The organism is Anaerocolumna sp., from assembly GCF_032079385.1.
In the GTDB taxonomy this organism is placed as follows: domain Bacteria; phylum Bacillota; class Clostridia; order Lachnospirales; family Lachnospiraceae; genus Anaerocolumna.
In genome coordinates this window covers 102322-119026 of record NZ_DAMAUC010000011.1, presented here as the reverse complement: position 1 = coordinate 119026, position 16705 = coordinate 102322, and the positions used below count along the sequence as shown (strand labels likewise).

Genomic DNA, 16705 nt, shown 5'->3' with positions numbered 1-16705 from the left:
AAGCTTATGGCAAGAAATAAAACTTTCAATCGTCGTAACGTGCTTATTATCATAAGTTTTGTTATTATAGCGGCCACAGGTCTAACTGTAAGACTTGGGTATTTAATGATTGTAAAATCTGCAGAATATGCGAAAAGGGCAGAAGACTTACACGAAAGAGAGCGTGCCATTAAAGCGGCAAGAGGCATAATATACGACAGAAATGGTATTGCAATTGCTACCAATAAACCGGTATCTACCATATCTGTAATTCATAGTCAGATTAAAGATCCGGAGAAGGTAATTCAAGTCCTGTCTGAACTATTGAACTTGGATGAAGCGAAGGTTAGAAAAAGAGTAGAAAAAATATCTTCCATTGAAAGAATTAAATCTAATGTTGATAAAGAGATAGCAGATGCAATACGAGATTACGATTTAGATGGGGTTATGGTGGATGAAGATTATAAAAGATATTATCCTTATGAGACTCTAGCCTCCAAGGTAATCGGCTTTACCGGCAGCGATAATCAAGGAATCATTGGCTTAGAGGTGGAGTACGAAAAATACTTAAAAGGTATAGACGGCACCATATTGACTCTTACAACAGCATATGGAGTTGAAATAGAAAATGCCGCAGAAGATCGTATCGAACCGAAAGCCGGAAATGATCTATATATCAGTTTGGATGTAAATATACAAAAATATGCGGAACAGGCAGCTTTAAAAGTGCTGGAAGCCAAGCAAGCAAATAATGTGAAATTAATTGTGATGAGTCCAAAGACAGGCGAAATCTATGGTATGGTTAATGTTCCTGAATTTAATTTAAATGATCCATATACGATAACCGATAATATGTTGGAAGGTGTGGATATGACCACCTTAACCAGCGAGAAAAAGAACGATTTATTAAACAATATGTGGAGAAATGCTTCTATTAGTGATACTTATGAACCGGGTTCTTCCTTTAAAATTGTAACTGCTACCGCAGCGCTGGAAGAAAAAGTAGTTTCTTTGAATGACCATTTTTTTTGCCCCGGATATAAGATTGTGGAAGACAGAAGAATACGCTGTCATAAAGCTGGCGGACACGGCAGTGAAACCTTTGTAGATGGAATTAAAAATTCCTGCAACCCCGTATTTATGGAACTTGGTGCCAGAGTTGGACTTACTAATATGTATAAATATTTTAAGAAACTTGGGCTATTCCAAAAGACAGGCATAGACCTTCCCGGCGAAGCAAGATCCATCATGCATAAGCCAGAAAAAGTAGGAGCAGTAGAATTAGCGACTATATCCTTTGGTCAGTCCTTTCAAATTACTCCTTTACAGCTATTAGTTGCTGCAAGTGCAGTGGTGAATGGAGGTAATTTAGTAACTCCCCATTTTGGAATTACTGCAAAAAGTCCGGATGGCGCCACGGTGAAAACCTTTGAATATCCTATTCAATCAGGTGCTGTCACCAAAGAAACTTCTGAAACTATGAAGAATTTATTAGAACTGGTAGTTGCGGAGGGTACAGGTAAAAGGGCTTATTTACCGGGGTTTCGCATTGGCGGTAAGACTGCTACTTCTGAAAAACTGCCAAGAAGCAGTAACAAGTACATATCTTCTTTCATAGGTTTTGCACCAGCCAATGATCCTCAGGTAATGGCAATCGTTTTAATTGACGAACCAGTAGGGATTTACTATGGAGGTACTATTGCGGCTCCTGTGGTAGCCGAAGTTTTTGATAACATACTACCTTATTTAGGCATTGAAGAAAGCTATACGGAAGCAGAGATAAAAGAATACAGTATTGGAACTGTCCAGATGCCGGATTTTATGGGGAAGACAGTAAAAGAAGTGAAAGAAATACTGAAAGAAGTGGATTTAGGAGAAGTTTATTATGCTGGTGAAGGCGATGTTGTTTCTGAACAATTTCCGTTACCGGGTGAGAAGATAGAAAGAAATAGCGACTTGATTCTATATCTTAAATAGAATATAATAAATGAGTTGATTTTACGAAAGAATTATAAGTGAATTCACTTGGGAGGAAATAAACATGGATTTTAAAATCTTAATACCGGTCATTATATCATTTGTAATCAGTGTCATACTTTGTCCTGTTATGATACCTTTCTTAAAAAGGTTAAAATTCGGGCAATATGTACGGGATGACGGGCCGGAATCTCATCTTAAGAAGTCAGGAACTCCTACTATGGGAGGTATCATAATATTATTAAGTATTATCCTTACTTCATTGTTTTACATTGGAAAATACTCGGATATGATTCCGGTGTTATTTGCAACTGTTGGTTTTGGAGTCATTGGCTTTTTGGATGATTATATAAAAATAGTTATGAAAAGATCCATGGGACTAAGAGCTTGGCAAAAATTAGTGGGTCAGATTTTGGTTACCTCTATATTTGGTTACTATCTGGTTAATTACACAGATGTAGGAACTAAGATGTTAATACCTTTTACCGGTGGTGTTTTAGAAGGTAAGTATTTGGAAACTTCATTTTTGTTTGTTCCAATGCTGTTTATTGTTATGCTGGGTACTGTAAATGGAGCCAATTTTACAGATGGACTGGATGGATTAGCAACCAGTGTTACTCTACTTATAGCCACTTTTTTCTCAGTGGTTGCCATTGGAACACAAAGTGGTATATCTCCAATTACTTGTGCAGTAGCAGGAAGTTTATTGGGATTTCTGGTATTCAATATTTATCCGGCAAGGGTATTTATGGGTGATACAGGTTCTCTGGCACTTGGAGGTTTTGTTGCAGCTTCTGCTTATATGCTGCGTATGCCATTATTCATTCTGATAGTAGGTATTATTTATCTGGTAGAAGTTATATCTGTTATGCTGCAAGTTGGATACTTTAAGATATCCGGTGGAAAAAGAATATTTAAAATGGCACCCATTCATCATCATTTTGAATTATGCGGATGGCCAGAAACCAGGGTAGTTGCTGTATTCTCTGTAGTTACTGCTATACTTTGTTTAATCGCATTAATTGGTTTATAAGAAATACTTTTACAATACTTTAAAAGGAAATAACTTTTCTGAAATTACGTATAAGAAAACGGCATATAAAATACCGGAATAATAAAGTAAAGAACTTTGCATATAGGAAAGAAGGAAGTAATATGGACATAAAGCATAAAAAAGTGCTGGTTTTCGGAACAGGTATCAGCGGTATGGCTGCAGTTAAGTTATTACAGCAAACAGAAGCAGATATTACATTATACGATGGAAATGTCAACCTAAATAAAGAGGACATAGCAGCGAAATTGCCTAAAGATTTTAAAGGAAATATAATATTGGGAGAATTGCCGGAGAATTTACTAAAACAATTGGATTTAGCAGTTTTAAGTCCCGGTGTACCAACTGATCTTGAAATCGTGAATAAGATGAGAGACAATCAAATACCCATTTGGGGAGAAGTTGAGTTGGCTTATTATTTTTCTAAGGGTAAAATAGCAGCAATTACCGGAACCAATGGAAAAACAACAACCACTACATTAGTGGGAGAAATCATGAAAACCTATTATAATAGTGTATTCGTTGTTGGAAACATTGGTGTACCATATACGGAGATGGTTCTTAACGCAAAAGAGGATTCCATAACAATTGCGGAAATGAGCAGTTTTCAATTAGAAACCATTCATGAGTTTAAGCCTGATGTAAGTGCTATATTAAATATTACACCTGACCACTTAAACCGTCATCATACCATGGAAAAATATATTGAGGCTAAAGTAAATATTACTAAAAATCAAGATCAAAATGATGTATGTGTATTAAATTATGAAGATAGTACTTTAAGAGAAATCGGAGAAAAACTTAAGACCAAGGTATTCTTTTTTAGCAGCTTACATAGTTTGGATAACGGAATTTACTTAGAGGATGAGAATATCTATTATAGTATAGATAAGAAAAGAGCTTTAATTTGCAATATACATGAATTAAACATATTCGGAAGACATAGTTATGAAAATGTTATGGCTGCAACAGCAATTGGAATATCATTAGGAGTGCCTATTGATAGTATCCGTAAAGCAATTATTAACTTTGTTGCAGTGGAGCATAGAATCGAATTTGTGACTACAAAGAATGGTATAACTTATTATAATGATTCCAAAGGAACCAATCCGGATGCTTCAATGAAAGCGATTGAGTCCATGCGGACACCAACCTTACTGATTGCAGGCGGATATGATAAGGGATCAGATTTTGATGATTGGGTGGAGTCTTTTGGCGGCAAGATACGTTGCTTGGTTTTGCTTGGTCAGACTAAGGATAAGATTGCAGCAACTGCAAGACGTCATGGGTTTAATAATATTATTATGGTAGAGAGTTTGTTAGAAGCAGTAGAAGTTTGTGCTGATAAAGCAAATCAGGGAGATTCCGTATTATTATCTCCGGCCTGTGCAAGCTGGGGAATGTTTCAAAATTATGAAGAGCGTGGACGCCTCTTTAAGGAATATGTGAAGAATCTAAAGAATGTTGAATAAAGATATCTTTGATTGGAATTAAGCAATTTGTGTCGGAACATAAATTTGCTGTCGCATTAAATGGCGCTAAAGCGCCGGAATCGAGGTTTTTATGACCAGGGCAGAACGGGAACAGGGGAAAGTTAAAAAATTTCATAGCTATTATGACTACAGTCTGCTGTTCTTGACTATATTTTTAGTGTGTTTTGGACTGGTAATGATTTATAGTACCAGTTCCTATAATGCCAGCAGAAATTATGGGAAACCAACCTTTTATTTGGAAAAGCAAGCTATATTTGGAGCACTGGGCATAATTATAATGCTTATAGTTTCTAAAATAGATTATCATTTTTACATTAAAAAATTACCTATTTTAAAAATGAGGCCCGTAACTTTGTTATTCTTTTTCTGTATTTTACTCCAGACATATGTATTAATATTCGGTAAAGAAATCAAAGGTGCAAAACGATGGATCGATTTAGGACCTTTGGGAAGCTTTCAGCCTTCTGAATTGTCCAAGATTGCAATTATATTATTTACCGCCTACATAGTGAATTTAGCACCCAGAAAGCTGGATAAATTCGGAGGATTTGTAAGAGTCGTGGTATTTGTAGCGCCTTTAATTGTATTGGTTTTAATTCCTAACTTTAGTACAGCTTTGGTTATGGGATGTATTATGATAGCTATTTGTTTTGTTGCCAGTAGAAAGAAGTTTTACTTTATAGTATCGGGAATCATATCGATAGGACTGGGAGCCATAGCTGTTTTTGGGGTAAGTTATCGAAGTACTCGTATTGATGTGTGGAGAAATGTAGAAACCCATGAAAAAGGCTATCAAATATTACAGGGACTGTATGCTATTGCTTCCGGAGGAATCTTTGGCAGGGGACTTGGAGAAAGTATGCAAAAGCTGGGATTTATACCGGAGTCCCATAATGACATGATTTTTGCAGTTATTTGTGAAGAACTTGGATTATTCGGGGCGGTTGCCATTATCTTAATCTTTGTATTGGTTGTTTGGCGATTGTTTGTTATCGCAATCAACGCACCGGACCTTTACGGGGGATTAATTGCAACTGGGACTTTAACACATATTGCAATGCAGGTGCTTTTAAATATTGCAGTTGTTACCAATACAATTCCTTCTACCGGTATTCCATTGCCATTTATCAGTTATGGAGGCAGTTCTCTGGTAGTTTTACTTATAGAAATGGGTATTGTTTTAAGTGTTTCGAATCAAATAAAATTTGAAAGATAATGAAATAGTAAAATAGGTATTTACTTTTACCAATTCGGCTACAAGCACAAATCATAAGAATTTTCATATAGTAATACTATATTTCTTATTGGTTTGAGGTGAACCATGGCAATTATTCAAATTGTTGGTGGAAATGAGCTGAATGGAGAAGTTAACATACAGGGTTCTAAAAATGCAGTTTTGCCAATATTAGCAGCAACAGTTCTGGTAAACGGAATTTCTAAACTAAATCATTGCCCTAAAATATTAGATGTTTATCATATGATTAATATTTTAGAGAACATAGGCTGTTTAGTGGAATGGGAAGGATCCTCCCTTATTGTTGATACAACAACCCTTAATACTTCAACTGTCCCGGAAGAGTTAGTGAAGAAAATGCGTTCTTCTATTATATTGATGGGAGCCTTACTTGGACGAAGAAAATCTGCAATTGTAACCTATCCCGGGGGATGTTCCATAGGAGCAAGACCTATAGACTTTCATTTGCATGCATTTGCAAAAATGAATATCTCCTTGAAAGAAGAGGACGGGCTGATTTATTGCGATACAGAGGGTGTTATTGGTACAGATATATTTTTGGAATTTCCAAGCGTAGGTGCAACAGAAAATGTAATTCTGGCTGCCATTTTAGCGAAAGGAAAAACCGTAATATACAATGCTGCAAAAGAACCAGAAATTATTGAATTATGTAATTTTTTGAATGCCGCAGGGGCTGATATTGTAGGAGCTGGTTCCGATAAAGTTGAAATACATGGAGTAGAAAGTCTACATGATGTGGAATACACTACAGCGTCAGACAGAATCGTGGCAGGTACTTATTTGGCTGCTGTTGCAGGGGTAGGAGGGGAAGTAATTCTAAGAGGCATTAATTCTAGTTGTTTGGAAGGCGTTATTTTGGTACTCCGCGAGATTGGTAGTCGCATTATATGTGAGGAGGATTATATTCAAATTTCTTCCCATGGCAGGCCAAAGCCCATACCGATTATCAGAACCATGCCATTTCCAGGATTTCCAACGGATATGCAGTCACAAATGATGTCAGTTTTAATGAGGGCAACTGGAACAAGCAAAATAGTGGAAGACATATTTGAAGGCAGATTCCAAAATGTGAAAGAACAAATAAAATTCGGAGCTGATATCCAGATTACCGGCAGAGAAGCAACCATCCGGGGAGTTTCACAGTTACAGGGTGCGGATGTGTATGCCAGTGAATTAAGGGGTGGTGCTGCATTAATTATAGCAGGACTTATGGCTGAGGGAAAAACCAATGTTCATAACCCTATTCATATTCAAAGAGGATATGAGGATATTTGCAGGGATTTAGGCAATTTAGGTGCCGAGATTTCGTATATTTCGGAAGATTAAATAGTGTTTATTTGCATAGCCTATTTTGTGCAGAAAAGAGGGAACATGAGAGAAAAGAGACAAAAAGAAAAGAAAAATGGTATTTTGTCAAAGCTTAAGAAAATACTGATATTTTGCCTCTTCATTGTTGGTTCAACCTTTGTTCTTCTATTTACCAGCAGGTTGGAAACTGTTATTGTGGAAGGGAGTAATCACTATACTTCAGAAGAGTTACAGAAGAAAGTGCTTACAAATAAGACGGATAAAAATACCATATTACTTTATTTGAGATATAAATACGGCGAAACGAACAGCATACCTTTTATTGAACGTGTGGACATAGAAATAGTGAATCTGCATACGGTATCGATTCAGGTCTACGAAAAAGTGGTCACCGGCTGCATCGAATACATGGGTGGATATATGTACTTTGATAAGGATGGAATTATAGTAGAAAGTTCAGATGAAAAACTGTCTCAAGTTCCATTCATTACTGGTTTGAGTTTCAATAAGATGGTACTTTACGAAAAATTAGATACACAAAAAGATGAAATTTTCGACGTTATTCTAAATTTGACACAATTAATAAGAAAGTATGAATTGGATATAGAAACCATTCAATTTAGTCCAGAAATGGAAGTAACATTATATTGTGGTAAAATTCAGGTACTGCTTGGGAAACGAAATACATATGATGAACAAATTGCGGAACTAAAGAATTTATTACCCAAGGCTCCCAATAAAAAACTTACACTGGATATGAGAAACTTTAATGAAGGACAGGATAGAATCATTGCGAAACCTCGGAAATAGAGTTCAAAGAAAGTATGTGTATAGGAAGACGATTATGAATCAATTTTTCCTGCTGCTGATTACTTAAGTCTCAGATCTATAAGCAGATGTGATATGCATTGGGTGCAAAAATAAAATTTTAGGGTTGATTATTTTGTCAATAAAAGCTATTATATACTATAGGATTACAAAAGAATAAACTAGACTTATTGGACTTAAAAATAAGCAACTTCTTTTGTTGATAAGAAACCTGTTTGTTTAATCGGTTATTTACATAGAGGGAAACAAATGGATAATAAATTGGATAAATAATTTTAAAGATTAGTATAGTGAAGGAGGAAGTACCTTGCTTGAAATAAGAACAAATGAAGCTGATTCATCTGCAAAAATTCTTGTAATTGGAGTCGGCGGTGCAGGGAATAATGCTGTTAATAGAATGATTGAAGAAAACATCGTAGGTGTGGATTTTATCTGCGTAAATACGGACAAGCAGCATCTTAAAAACTGCAAGGCACCACAATGTATTCAAATTGGTGAGAAATTGACCAAAGGATTAGGAGCAGGTGCGCAACCTGAAATCGGAGCACAAGCGGCAGAAGAGAGTCGAGAGGAATTAACGAATCTAATTAAAGGCTCTGATATGGTATTTGTTACTTGTGGAATGGGCGGTGGAACCGGTACAGGTGCTGCTCCTGTTGTAGCACAAATTGCTAAGGAAATGGGAATCCTTACAGTAGGTATTGTAACAAAACCATTTAAATTTGAAGCAAAAGCCCGTATGAATAATGCAGTTGGAGGTATTGAAAGATTAAAAGAACATGTGGATACCCTAATTGTAATTCCTAATGATAAATTATTAGAAATTGTAGATAGAAGAACCACAATGCCGGATGCTTTACGTAAAGCAGATGAAGTATTACAACAAGGTGTACAAGGTATTACCGACTTAATCAATGTTCCTGGTTTAATCAATCTTGATTTTGCGGACGTACAAACAGTTATGAAGGACAAGGGTGTTGCTCATATTGGTATCGGTGTGGGCAAGGGCGATGATAAATGTATTGACGCAGTAAATCAGGCTATTACCAGTCCTTTACTAGAGACAACCATCCAGGGAGCTTCTCATGTAATTATTAATATATCCGGTGATATCAGCTTAATTGAGGCCAATGAAGCCGCAACCATGGTACAGGAACTGGCAGGAGAAACTGCAAACATTATCTTTGGTGCTATGTTTGATGATACTGCTCCGGATGAAGCAACTATTACCGTTATTGCAACGGGATTGGATACCAAGGGATCTATTATGGAACAAAAGGGGCCAAGCTTCTTAAAACAAGGCATGGCAAGACCGGATTATAGATTTGGAAGTAACAATACTATGAATTCCAGTTCTTCCTTCGCTAAGTCACAAGCACAGACAGCAGCAACCAGTAATACATATAATCCAAAGCCGTTAAATCAAGGCTATACAAATCCTATGAACACTGGTAATAATCCTTCCTTTAATACAGGAGATACAAGTGGAATTAAGATTCCGGAGTTCTTACAGAAGAATCGTAATAATAAATAGTAGTCAAAAATATATATAAACATTATAATATATGTACCCCCAAATGTTGGATATAAAGACGGCATATGGGGGTACATTTTTTGTATAACCATAGTCGACGAGTGTTCTTTATACGGACACATTTCTTAAACTTCTATACCTAAAAACTAATTCATGTAGGACAATCATCTATATATTAAATGACATGGAAAATAAAACGTAAATTTCTACGAATCTCCGACGGGTCTTATTATTTTACGACAGCATATTCTTAAGAAAAACCAATATAATTACAGATTACATAAAAAATAAGAACTTTTTGTAAGTATGGGTAAATGAAAAAGCCTATTTTCTTACCAGAATGTGACAGGAACTAAACTGAAAAAAATATATAATAGGTAAAGAAAATACAAGTTATGGAAGAGGGGGTGTGCTTGTATCTAGAAGTCTATATTGATGTTATTTTTCTCATTAATTTCGCGATGGATATTTTATTGCTTTTCATTGTAAAAAAAATTGTAAAGTGTAAAAGTTCAAAACTAAGAATTGTTTTCGGTGGGACTGTAGGAGCAATTGGTGCTTGCATTCTTGCAGTGATACCGGATTTAAACGGAATTCTTCAATTTCTATTTTCTTATTGTCTCATCTGTACCGGAATGGTTTATGTATCTTATGTTCAAAAGGGCTGGAAGGCAAGATTGAAAACCATAGCAGTCCTGTACATAGCTACATTCTTTCTGGGAGGCGTATTGAATTCACTTTACTATTATTCAAAGCTGGGAGTATTCTTTCGTGATTTAGTGAACGGTGGATTATTTGGGAATCTGAATAAAACATATTTTGTCATTGCCATATTATTTGGAACTATAGCTATTATAGTTTTCATTCATACATATTACAGTTTTCGAAAAGGGAATTCGAGACTTTATGAGGCAGAATTGTTTTATAGGGAGAACAAGGTTAGGGCAGTTGGTTTATTGGATACCGGTAATGGACTTTATGATCCGATTTATGGGAAACCGGTAATCATAACAGAGTATTCGGTAATTTCTAATCTATTATCGGAAGGTCAGGTACAACTGCTCCAAACATGGTTGGATAATTTAGATGGTAATAGCAGTTCTATTGGCCGGACGGAATTGTCTGAGGACCTTATGAAAGACAGCAGCGAGGAACGACTGAATATTATGATGATACCTTATCATTCTGTAGGCAGAAAAAATGGGATTTTACCTGCTTTTATACTGGATAAGGTAATACTTTGGGAGGAAGATGAACAGATTTGTAACGAGAAGGTTTTAACAGCTGTTTGCGCTGACAGATTATCGAAACAGAACGAATATCAACTGATTTTGCATAAGGATATTATGTGAATCTAAATGTAACTGGAATTCAATGAGATGGTAAAAAGCGAATCAAGTGGAGTTTATGTATAGGGAGGAAAAGTCAAAAATGCTGTTGAAAATAACCATACCAAACAAAATTCAATTCCGCGTAATTCCTGACTTTCGGAGTATACTATTTAATGGACGTGGGGAAATACACTATATTGGTGGAGCAGAGGTGCTTCCAGCACCTTTAGATGCAATTAGAGAAGCTGAAGAAATTGCTAAATTGGGGACTGAATATGATACAGAAGCGAAATCTATACTTGTAGAACATAATCTTAGGCTTGTGGTATATATTGCTAAGAAGTTTGATAATACCGGCGTTGGAGTGGAAGATTTAATTTCCATAGGTACCATCGGACTGATAAAGGCAATCAATACATATAATCCGGATAAAAATATTAAATTAGCAACTTATGCATCAAGATGTATTGAAAATGAAATCTTAATGTATTTAAGAAGAAATAATAAAACCAAATTAGAGGTTTCTATTGATGAACCTTTAAATGTGGATTGGGATGGGAATGAACTTCTTTTGTCGGATATTCTGGGAACAGAAGAGGATGTTATTTATAAAGGCATTGAAGAAGAAGTAGATCGAAAACTTTTAGGAAAAGCGTTGGCAAAATTAAGTGAACGGGAAAGAATTATCGTTCAATTACGTTTTGGACTAAATACGGAAGATGGTAATGAACGTACCCAAAAAGAAGTTGCGGATCTACTTGGAATATCACAATCTTATATATCCAGGTTGGAAAAAAAGATCATTAAGCGCCTTAAGAAAGAAATGTTAAGATTGGAATAATAGATCCATTTAAAGAATGAAGTATAAAGACTTCCATAAAAGGAAATTATTACATCCTTTTCAACCGTATAAAGAGACATGAAAAAGTGAATCATTAAACTAAGTAATTAATGATTTGGGAGGTTTTCATATGGCTCTTTATAAGGTAGAAATCTGTGGAGTAAATACTTCGAAATTACCATTACTAAATAATGCTGAGAAGGAAGAGTTATTTCAGCGAATATTGAAGGGGGACAAAGAAGCAAGGGAATTGTATATCAAAGGTAATCTTCGACTAGTTTTAAGCATTATTCAACGTTTCTCTAATAGTAATGAAAATGTAGATGATTTATTTCAAATAGGCTGTATCGGACTGATGAAAGCAATTGATAATTTTGATATATCCCAAAATGTAAAATTCTCTACTTATGCAGTTCCTATGATTATTGGAGAAATACGGCGTTACTTACGAGATAATAACAGCATACGTGTCAGTCGTTCTCTTCGAGATACCGCTTATAAAGCCATATATGCAAAAGAGGCATTAACCAAAAGGAATGATAAAGAACCTACAGTTACTGACATTGCAAATGAAATTGGTATTAGTAAGGAAGACATCGTTTTTGCATTGGACGCCATTCAAAGTCCGGTATCTTTATATGAACCTGTTTATTCTGAAGGTGGCGATACCTTGTATATTATGGATCAGGTCAGCGATAAGAAAAACAGGGAAGAAAATTGGGTAGAAGAAATTTCTCTAAAGGAAGCTCTATCTAAATTATCGGAAAGAGAAAAGAGTATTATAGAACTTCGGTTTTACGAAGGTAAAACCCAGATGGAAGTTGCAAAAGAAATATGTATTTCTCAGGCACAAGTCTCAAGGCTTGAAAAATCAGCATTAAAGAGTATGAAGAACTATTTAAGTCAATGAATGAAGATGCTTTACCCTAGGGATTATGAGACCTTCAAGGGAATACCCTTGAAGGTCAAAAAATAATTTTCTCCAATGCCTCATTGATATCTATATCCACCAGAATAACATCAGGCCCAATTTGCTTAATACTGCAAAAAGCTATGCAGTATTCATGCTCACGGCCTAAGATGCCCCAGATTTTACAGGGTCCGGGAACGATTAGTTTTGTTATGATTCCGGTATTTATGTCAAATTCTATATCACAAACATAGCCCAGTCTTTCACCGTCTCTACAATTTATTACTTCCTTTTCTCTTAATTCACACATTCTCACGACAAAACCCCCACTAAATGTATTGAATATTTATGTTTATTAACTAATATATGATTCTTCTTCTATTATATGTGATATTTCTTGACTTTGAAGCTATTTTACATATAATCTAAATTAGAACATTAATTGTCGCACACTTAAGGAGGAAACATTATGAAATGCCCATTTTGTGGGAAAGAGAATACCAGAGTTATAGATTCAAGACCCTCTGATGATAATAATTCAATCAGAAGAAGACGTCTATGTGATGAATGTCACAAAAGATTCACAACTTATGAGAAAGTTGAAGCTATTCCACTGGTAGTCATAAAGAAGGACAACAACCGTGAGCCCTATGATCGTACAAAAATTGAAGCAGGTGTGTTTCGTTCCTGTCATAAGAGACCAATTTCCGTAGATCAAATCAATCAATTAGTGGATGAAATTGAAACTGCAATTTTTAACCGGGAAGAAAAAGAAGTACATAGTTCTATTATCGGTGAAATCGTTATGGATAAATTAAAGGAACTGGATCCGGTTGCTTATGTTAGATTTGCATCGGTTTATCGTGAATTTAAAGATGTGAATACCTTTATGCATGAATTAAAGAAGATTTTGGATAATGAAACAACATTATAGAATAATTATAACCTTTATTGGTTAAGAAAAACTTTTTGGAGTATAAAATCTACCTATATAAAATGTAGAATTCAAGGAGATTTATAACTTAACCAATAAAGGTTTTTTATATTTAATGGCAATCAATATCCTCTAATCCAGGAAATGTAAGTTGTTCATATAGATTCTTTTCTTCATATTGGTGCAGGTATTGAAAACATGCATTTACATCCTGGAGTATATGATGAGTGGAACAGGTTTCTTTCAATATATTCATTAATTTAGTATTATTTGGACTATAGATTTCGTATGAGTTTCCATAGGTTTTTATATACCTTTCTTTTAGCCCCGGGAAATGTTCATCCAATTTTTTATAGAAATATTCCCGGTTTCCTTCTCTTAAGGTCAGCCCCATTCCAAAACATATAATTCCGTGTACTTTTGCTTCTATACAATAGTTTAAGATTCCTTTTATATTTTCCTCCGTGTCATTTAGAAAGGGCAGTATGGGACTTAACCAGACAATGGTGGGTATTCCGTTTTCCTGCATAATCTTAAGAACTTCATATCTTTCTTTTGTAGTGCTTACATTTGGCTCAATTATTTTACAAAGTTCTTCATCATATGTAGTTAAAGTCATTTGCACTACACATTTAGATTTCTCGTTTATTCTTCTTAATAAATCTAAGTCCCTTAAGATTCTTGCTGATTTTGTCTGTATGGCAAGACCAAACCCGTATGTTTCTATCAGTTCTAAACATTTTCTGGTGTTCCTTTGTGTTTCTTCCAAATGAATATAAGGATCTGTCATAGCTCCGGTACCAATCATAGCTTTCTTCCTTTTACGTCGAAGGGCTTCTTCTAATAATTCGGGTGCATTTACTTTGATTTCTATATCTTCGAATTCATGTTTTATCTGATAACATTTGCTTCTGGAATCACAATAGATGCATCCATGAGTGCAGCCACGATATACATTCATTCCATTATGGGCAGATAAGATTCCTTTTACTATTGATTCATGCATTAAACTTCTCCAAATTTTTATAAAAGATTTGCTTTTTTGAAAATTAGCGGTAATATATACTTTGAATGCTGTCGTAATTGTATTTGCTTCCATTATATCGGCAATTTATTTAATGATAGAACATATGGTCTGAAATAGCAATAGATTTATTGAATTCAACTAAAGAAAAATTAAAATAAAAATTTTTAAAAAAGTTGAAGATTTTTTTATTACAAATTCGTTCTATTTATTATGAGAGGAAGGAGGCGGATGAAATCAGTAGTGAAGTTTATTATGAATATCTAATCGATACATATCAGAACTTAGTCTTCTCTGTATGTTTTAAGATAGTAAAAGATTATTTTGAAGCAGAAGATTTAGCCCAAGAAACCTTTTTATCCGCTTATAAAAATCTCTCATCCTTTGACAGAGATAAGGAAAAAGCCTGGCTCTGTCGTATCGCAACCAATAAATGCTTGGATTATTTAAAAAGGGCTGAAAGAAGAAGTATTCCTGTTGAAGAAGAATATTTTCTTGTACAAAAAGATAATTCTCCTACCTTGGAAGAAAAAGTTCTTGATAGAGAAATAAAAAACCAGCTGCTAAATCAGTGTAATCAATTGAATTCACCATATAAAGAAATAGCATTAGATTATTTTTATTATGAAATATCTGCAGCTGATATTTCGGATAAAACAGGAAAGAATTTAAAAACTGTTCAAACACAGATCTACCGGGCAAAAGCAATGCTTAGGAAAAAATATGAAAAGGAGGCCGGATTAAAATGATAGAAAATCACCATATTTCTGATGACAGGTATTTGGAATTTCAACAAGACAGGCTGGATGAGGAGGAACGGATAAGGTTTCTTATGCACATTAGTCAATGCGATTACTGTTCTGAAAAACTGGCTGGTTTTTTGGAAGCAGATATGGTTTCAGCTCCACCGGATATGAAGATAAATATATTAACGGCTTCCAAGAAAGCAGATGTTCAGTTTGTTAAGAATGCGGTGGAAATGACAAAGAGAATGCAGCTTTTCCTATATAGCCTAAAAGTGGGGGCGGCAACCATAGGAGCATTTATCATTTTACTTCTATTTATAAATGGGCATGATTTTTCCAATGTTCCAAAAAATATTGAAGTAGATATTAAGAAACAATCGAATACATTTTCCATAACGAATATGATTAGGGAGAGTACCAATTCGCTAAGTGATAATTTATTTAATTTTTCTAATGAAATTATTAAAATGGAGGATAGAAATCATGACAAATAAAAAGAATGGATTTTTAACATTCATGTTCTCCCTATTACCCGGAGCGGGAGAAATGTATATGGGATTTATGAAAAGAGGTATTAGTACAATGGCAGCCTTTTTCGTAGTAATTGCTTTATCGGCCTGGTCAGGGATCGGAGTTGTTATGTTTGTGCTGCCAATTATCTGGTTTTATAGTTTTTTTACCGTTCACAATCTTCGGTCACTGCCGGATGATGAATTCTTTGCAATAGAAGATGATTATATATTTAACTTTACCACAGAAAAAGATAGAACTATATTATTTGCTAAAAAATATAAAAATATAATTGCAATATTTTTAATTATGCTTGGTGCTTCCAGCCTTTGGAATAATTTAAATCGTATATTTTTACCCTTCCTGCCGGGCAGATTAAGAGATTTTATTTATTCTTTAAGTTATATTGGGCCACAGAGTATGATTAGTCTTGCAATTATTGCTTTGGGAGTATATTTGATTCGGGGAAAGAAGAAAGAGCTGGATATGTTAGAGGACAAAGGAGAAAATCATAATGAAAATTCATAGAGTAGGAACTTTAACTTTTGGAATTCTCTTAATTACATTTGGTATATTATTCTTTTTACATGCGTTTATACCGGATTTATCTTATATGTTCATATTCAAATTTTGGCCGATTATTTTTATTCTACTAGGAATTGAGATTTTGCTGGTAAATATAAAGCAGACAGAAGATAAACTGCTTTATGATAAAACAGCCTTTTTCTTAATTATTGTATTATCCTTTTTTGCAATGGGAATGGCTTTTACAGAAGAAATTCTTAATTATGTGATGAATTATCGTATTGAAAATATACATCGTATTTTTTAGAAAGAAAGCAGGAAGAATCTATAAACAGAAAACAGCTGTTTAGGATTCCTCCTGCTTATATTTTTTAAAAATCTTGTAAATACAGCAGTTCTTTGCTATACTGACTTTGGATGAATGCTTCCTTTTTTTGCAGAGAGACAAGGAAAGGAGCT

17 protein-coding genes are annotated in these 16705 nt (G+C 34.7%); 15 read left to right on the top strand and 2 right to left on the bottom strand.

Translation table 11 applies throughout. The features are described 5' to 3' along the window. Positions 1 to 6: 6 nt before the first annotated feature. The 10 genes from RT261_RS10835 (at position 7) to sigG (ending at position 12507) form a co-directional block, all read left to right on the top strand. Positions 7 to 1956 (top strand): penicillin-binding transpeptidase domain-containing protein, encoded by a 1950-nt coding sequence (locus tag RT261_RS10835; RefSeq protein ID WP_313132458.1) that lies wholly within the window; start codon positions 7 to 9, stop codon positions 1954 to 1956. Positions 1957 to 2020: 64 nt separating this feature from the next. Next, positions 2021 to 2989, top strand: coding sequence for a phospho-N-acetylmuramoyl-pentapeptide-transferase (gene mraY, locus RT261_RS10830; protein WP_313132456.1), 969 nt, complete (start codon positions 2021 to 2023; stop codon positions 2987 to 2989). A 122-nt stretch (positions 2990 to 3111) separates the two neighbouring features. Further along, positions 3112 to 4479, top strand: a complete 1368-nt coding sequence (gene murD, locus RT261_RS10825) for a UDP-N-acetylmuramoyl-L-alanine--D-glutamate ligase (protein ID WP_313132454.1) — start codon at positions 3112 to 3114, stop codon at positions 4477 to 4479. A 91-nt stretch (positions 4480 to 4570) separates the two neighbouring features. Then, a complete protein-coding gene (locus tag RT261_RS10820; RefSeq protein WP_313132453.1) occupies positions 4571 to 5716 on the top strand; it encodes an FtsW/RodA/SpoVE family cell cycle protein in 1146 nt (381 codons plus the stop codon). Positions 5717 to 5821: 105 nt separating this feature from the next. Further along, positions 5822 to 7081 (top strand): UDP-N-acetylglucosamine 1-carboxyvinyltransferase, encoded by a 1260-nt coding sequence (gene murA, locus RT261_RS10815; RefSeq protein ID WP_313132451.1) that lies wholly within the window; start codon positions 5822 to 5824, stop codon positions 7079 to 7081. Between the two features lie 45 nt (positions 7082 to 7126). Then, positions 7127 to 7873: a cell division protein FtsQ/DivIB gene (locus RT261_RS10810; RefSeq protein ID WP_313132449.1), complete on the top strand. Its 747-nt coding sequence runs from the start codon at positions 7127 to 7129 to the stop codon at positions 7871 to 7873. 325 nt (positions 7874 to 8198) lie between these two features. Next, positions 8199 to 9425, top strand: coding sequence for a cell division protein FtsZ (gene ftsZ / locus RT261_RS10805; RefSeq protein ID WP_313132447.1), 1227 nt, complete (start codon positions 8199 to 8201; stop codon positions 9423 to 9425). A 413-nt stretch (positions 9426 to 9838) separates the two neighbouring features. Next, a complete protein-coding gene (locus tag RT261_RS10800; protein ID WP_313132445.1) occupies positions 9839 to 10777 on the top strand; it encodes a sigma-E processing peptidase SpoIIGA in 939 nt (312 codons plus the stop codon). Between the two features lie 79 nt (positions 10778 to 10856). Further along, on the top strand, positions 10857 to 11597 hold the full coding sequence (gene sigE, locus RT261_RS10795) for an RNA polymerase sporulation sigma factor SigE (RefSeq protein WP_091686242.1): 741 nt from the start codon (positions 10857 to 10859) through the stop codon (positions 11595 to 11597). 130 nt (positions 11598 to 11727) lie between these two features. Continuing rightward, positions 11728 to 12507, top strand: coding sequence for an RNA polymerase sporulation sigma factor SigG (sigG, locus tag RT261_RS10790; RefSeq protein ID WP_313132441.1), 780 nt, complete (start codon positions 11728 to 11730; stop codon positions 12505 to 12507). A 55-nt stretch (positions 12508 to 12562) separates the two neighbouring features. Here the strand turns inward: sigG and RT261_RS10785 are convergent, their stop codons facing one another. After that, entirely contained in the window at positions 12563 to 12823 is a 261-nt protein-coding gene (locus RT261_RS10785) for a YlmC/YmxH family sporulation protein (protein ID WP_313132439.1), read from the bottom strand. A 153-nt stretch (positions 12824 to 12976) separates the two neighbouring features. Here RT261_RS10785 and nrdR point away from each other — a divergent pair, with 153 nt between their 5' ends. Further along, positions 12977 to 13441, top strand: coding sequence for a transcriptional regulator NrdR (nrdR, locus tag RT261_RS10780; protein WP_313132437.1), 465 nt, complete (start codon positions 12977 to 12979; stop codon positions 13439 to 13441). Between the two features lie 112 nt (positions 13442 to 13553). Here nrdR and RT261_RS10775 read toward each other — a convergent pair whose 3' ends face one another. Beyond that, positions 13554 to 14447, bottom strand: a complete 894-nt coding sequence (locus RT261_RS10775) for an SPL family radical SAM protein (protein WP_313132436.1) — start codon at positions 14445 to 14447, stop codon at positions 13554 to 13556. A gap of 194 nt (positions 14448 to 14641) precedes the next feature. Between RT261_RS10775 and RT261_RS10770 the strand changes: the two genes are divergently transcribed. From RT261_RS10770 to RT261_RS10755, 4 genes are read left to right on the top strand one after another with little or no spacing between them, the layout of a single operon-like run. Then, positions 14642 to 15214, top strand: coding sequence for an RNA polymerase sigma factor (locus RT261_RS10770; protein WP_313132434.1), 573 nt, complete (start codon positions 14642 to 14644; stop codon positions 15212 to 15214). After that, complete coding sequence (locus RT261_RS10765; RefSeq protein ID WP_313132432.1) at positions 15211 to 15705, top strand: hypothetical protein; 495 nt, start codon at positions 15211 to 15213, stop codon at positions 15703 to 15705. The genes RT261_RS10770 and RT261_RS10765 overlap by 4 nt, the downstream gene beginning before the upstream one ends. Further along, entirely contained in the window at positions 15695 to 16249 is a 555-nt protein-coding gene (locus RT261_RS10760; protein ID WP_313132430.1) for a hypothetical protein, read from the top strand. The genes RT261_RS10765 and RT261_RS10760 overlap by 11 nt, the downstream gene beginning before the upstream one ends. Beyond that, positions 16236 to 16553, top strand: a complete 318-nt coding sequence (locus RT261_RS10755; protein WP_313132428.1) for a LiaI-LiaF-like domain-containing protein — start codon at positions 16236 to 16238, stop codon at positions 16551 to 16553. Before RT261_RS10760 ends, RT261_RS10755 begins: the two co-directional genes overlap by 14 nt. Positions 16554 to 16705: the final 152 nt, after the last annotated feature.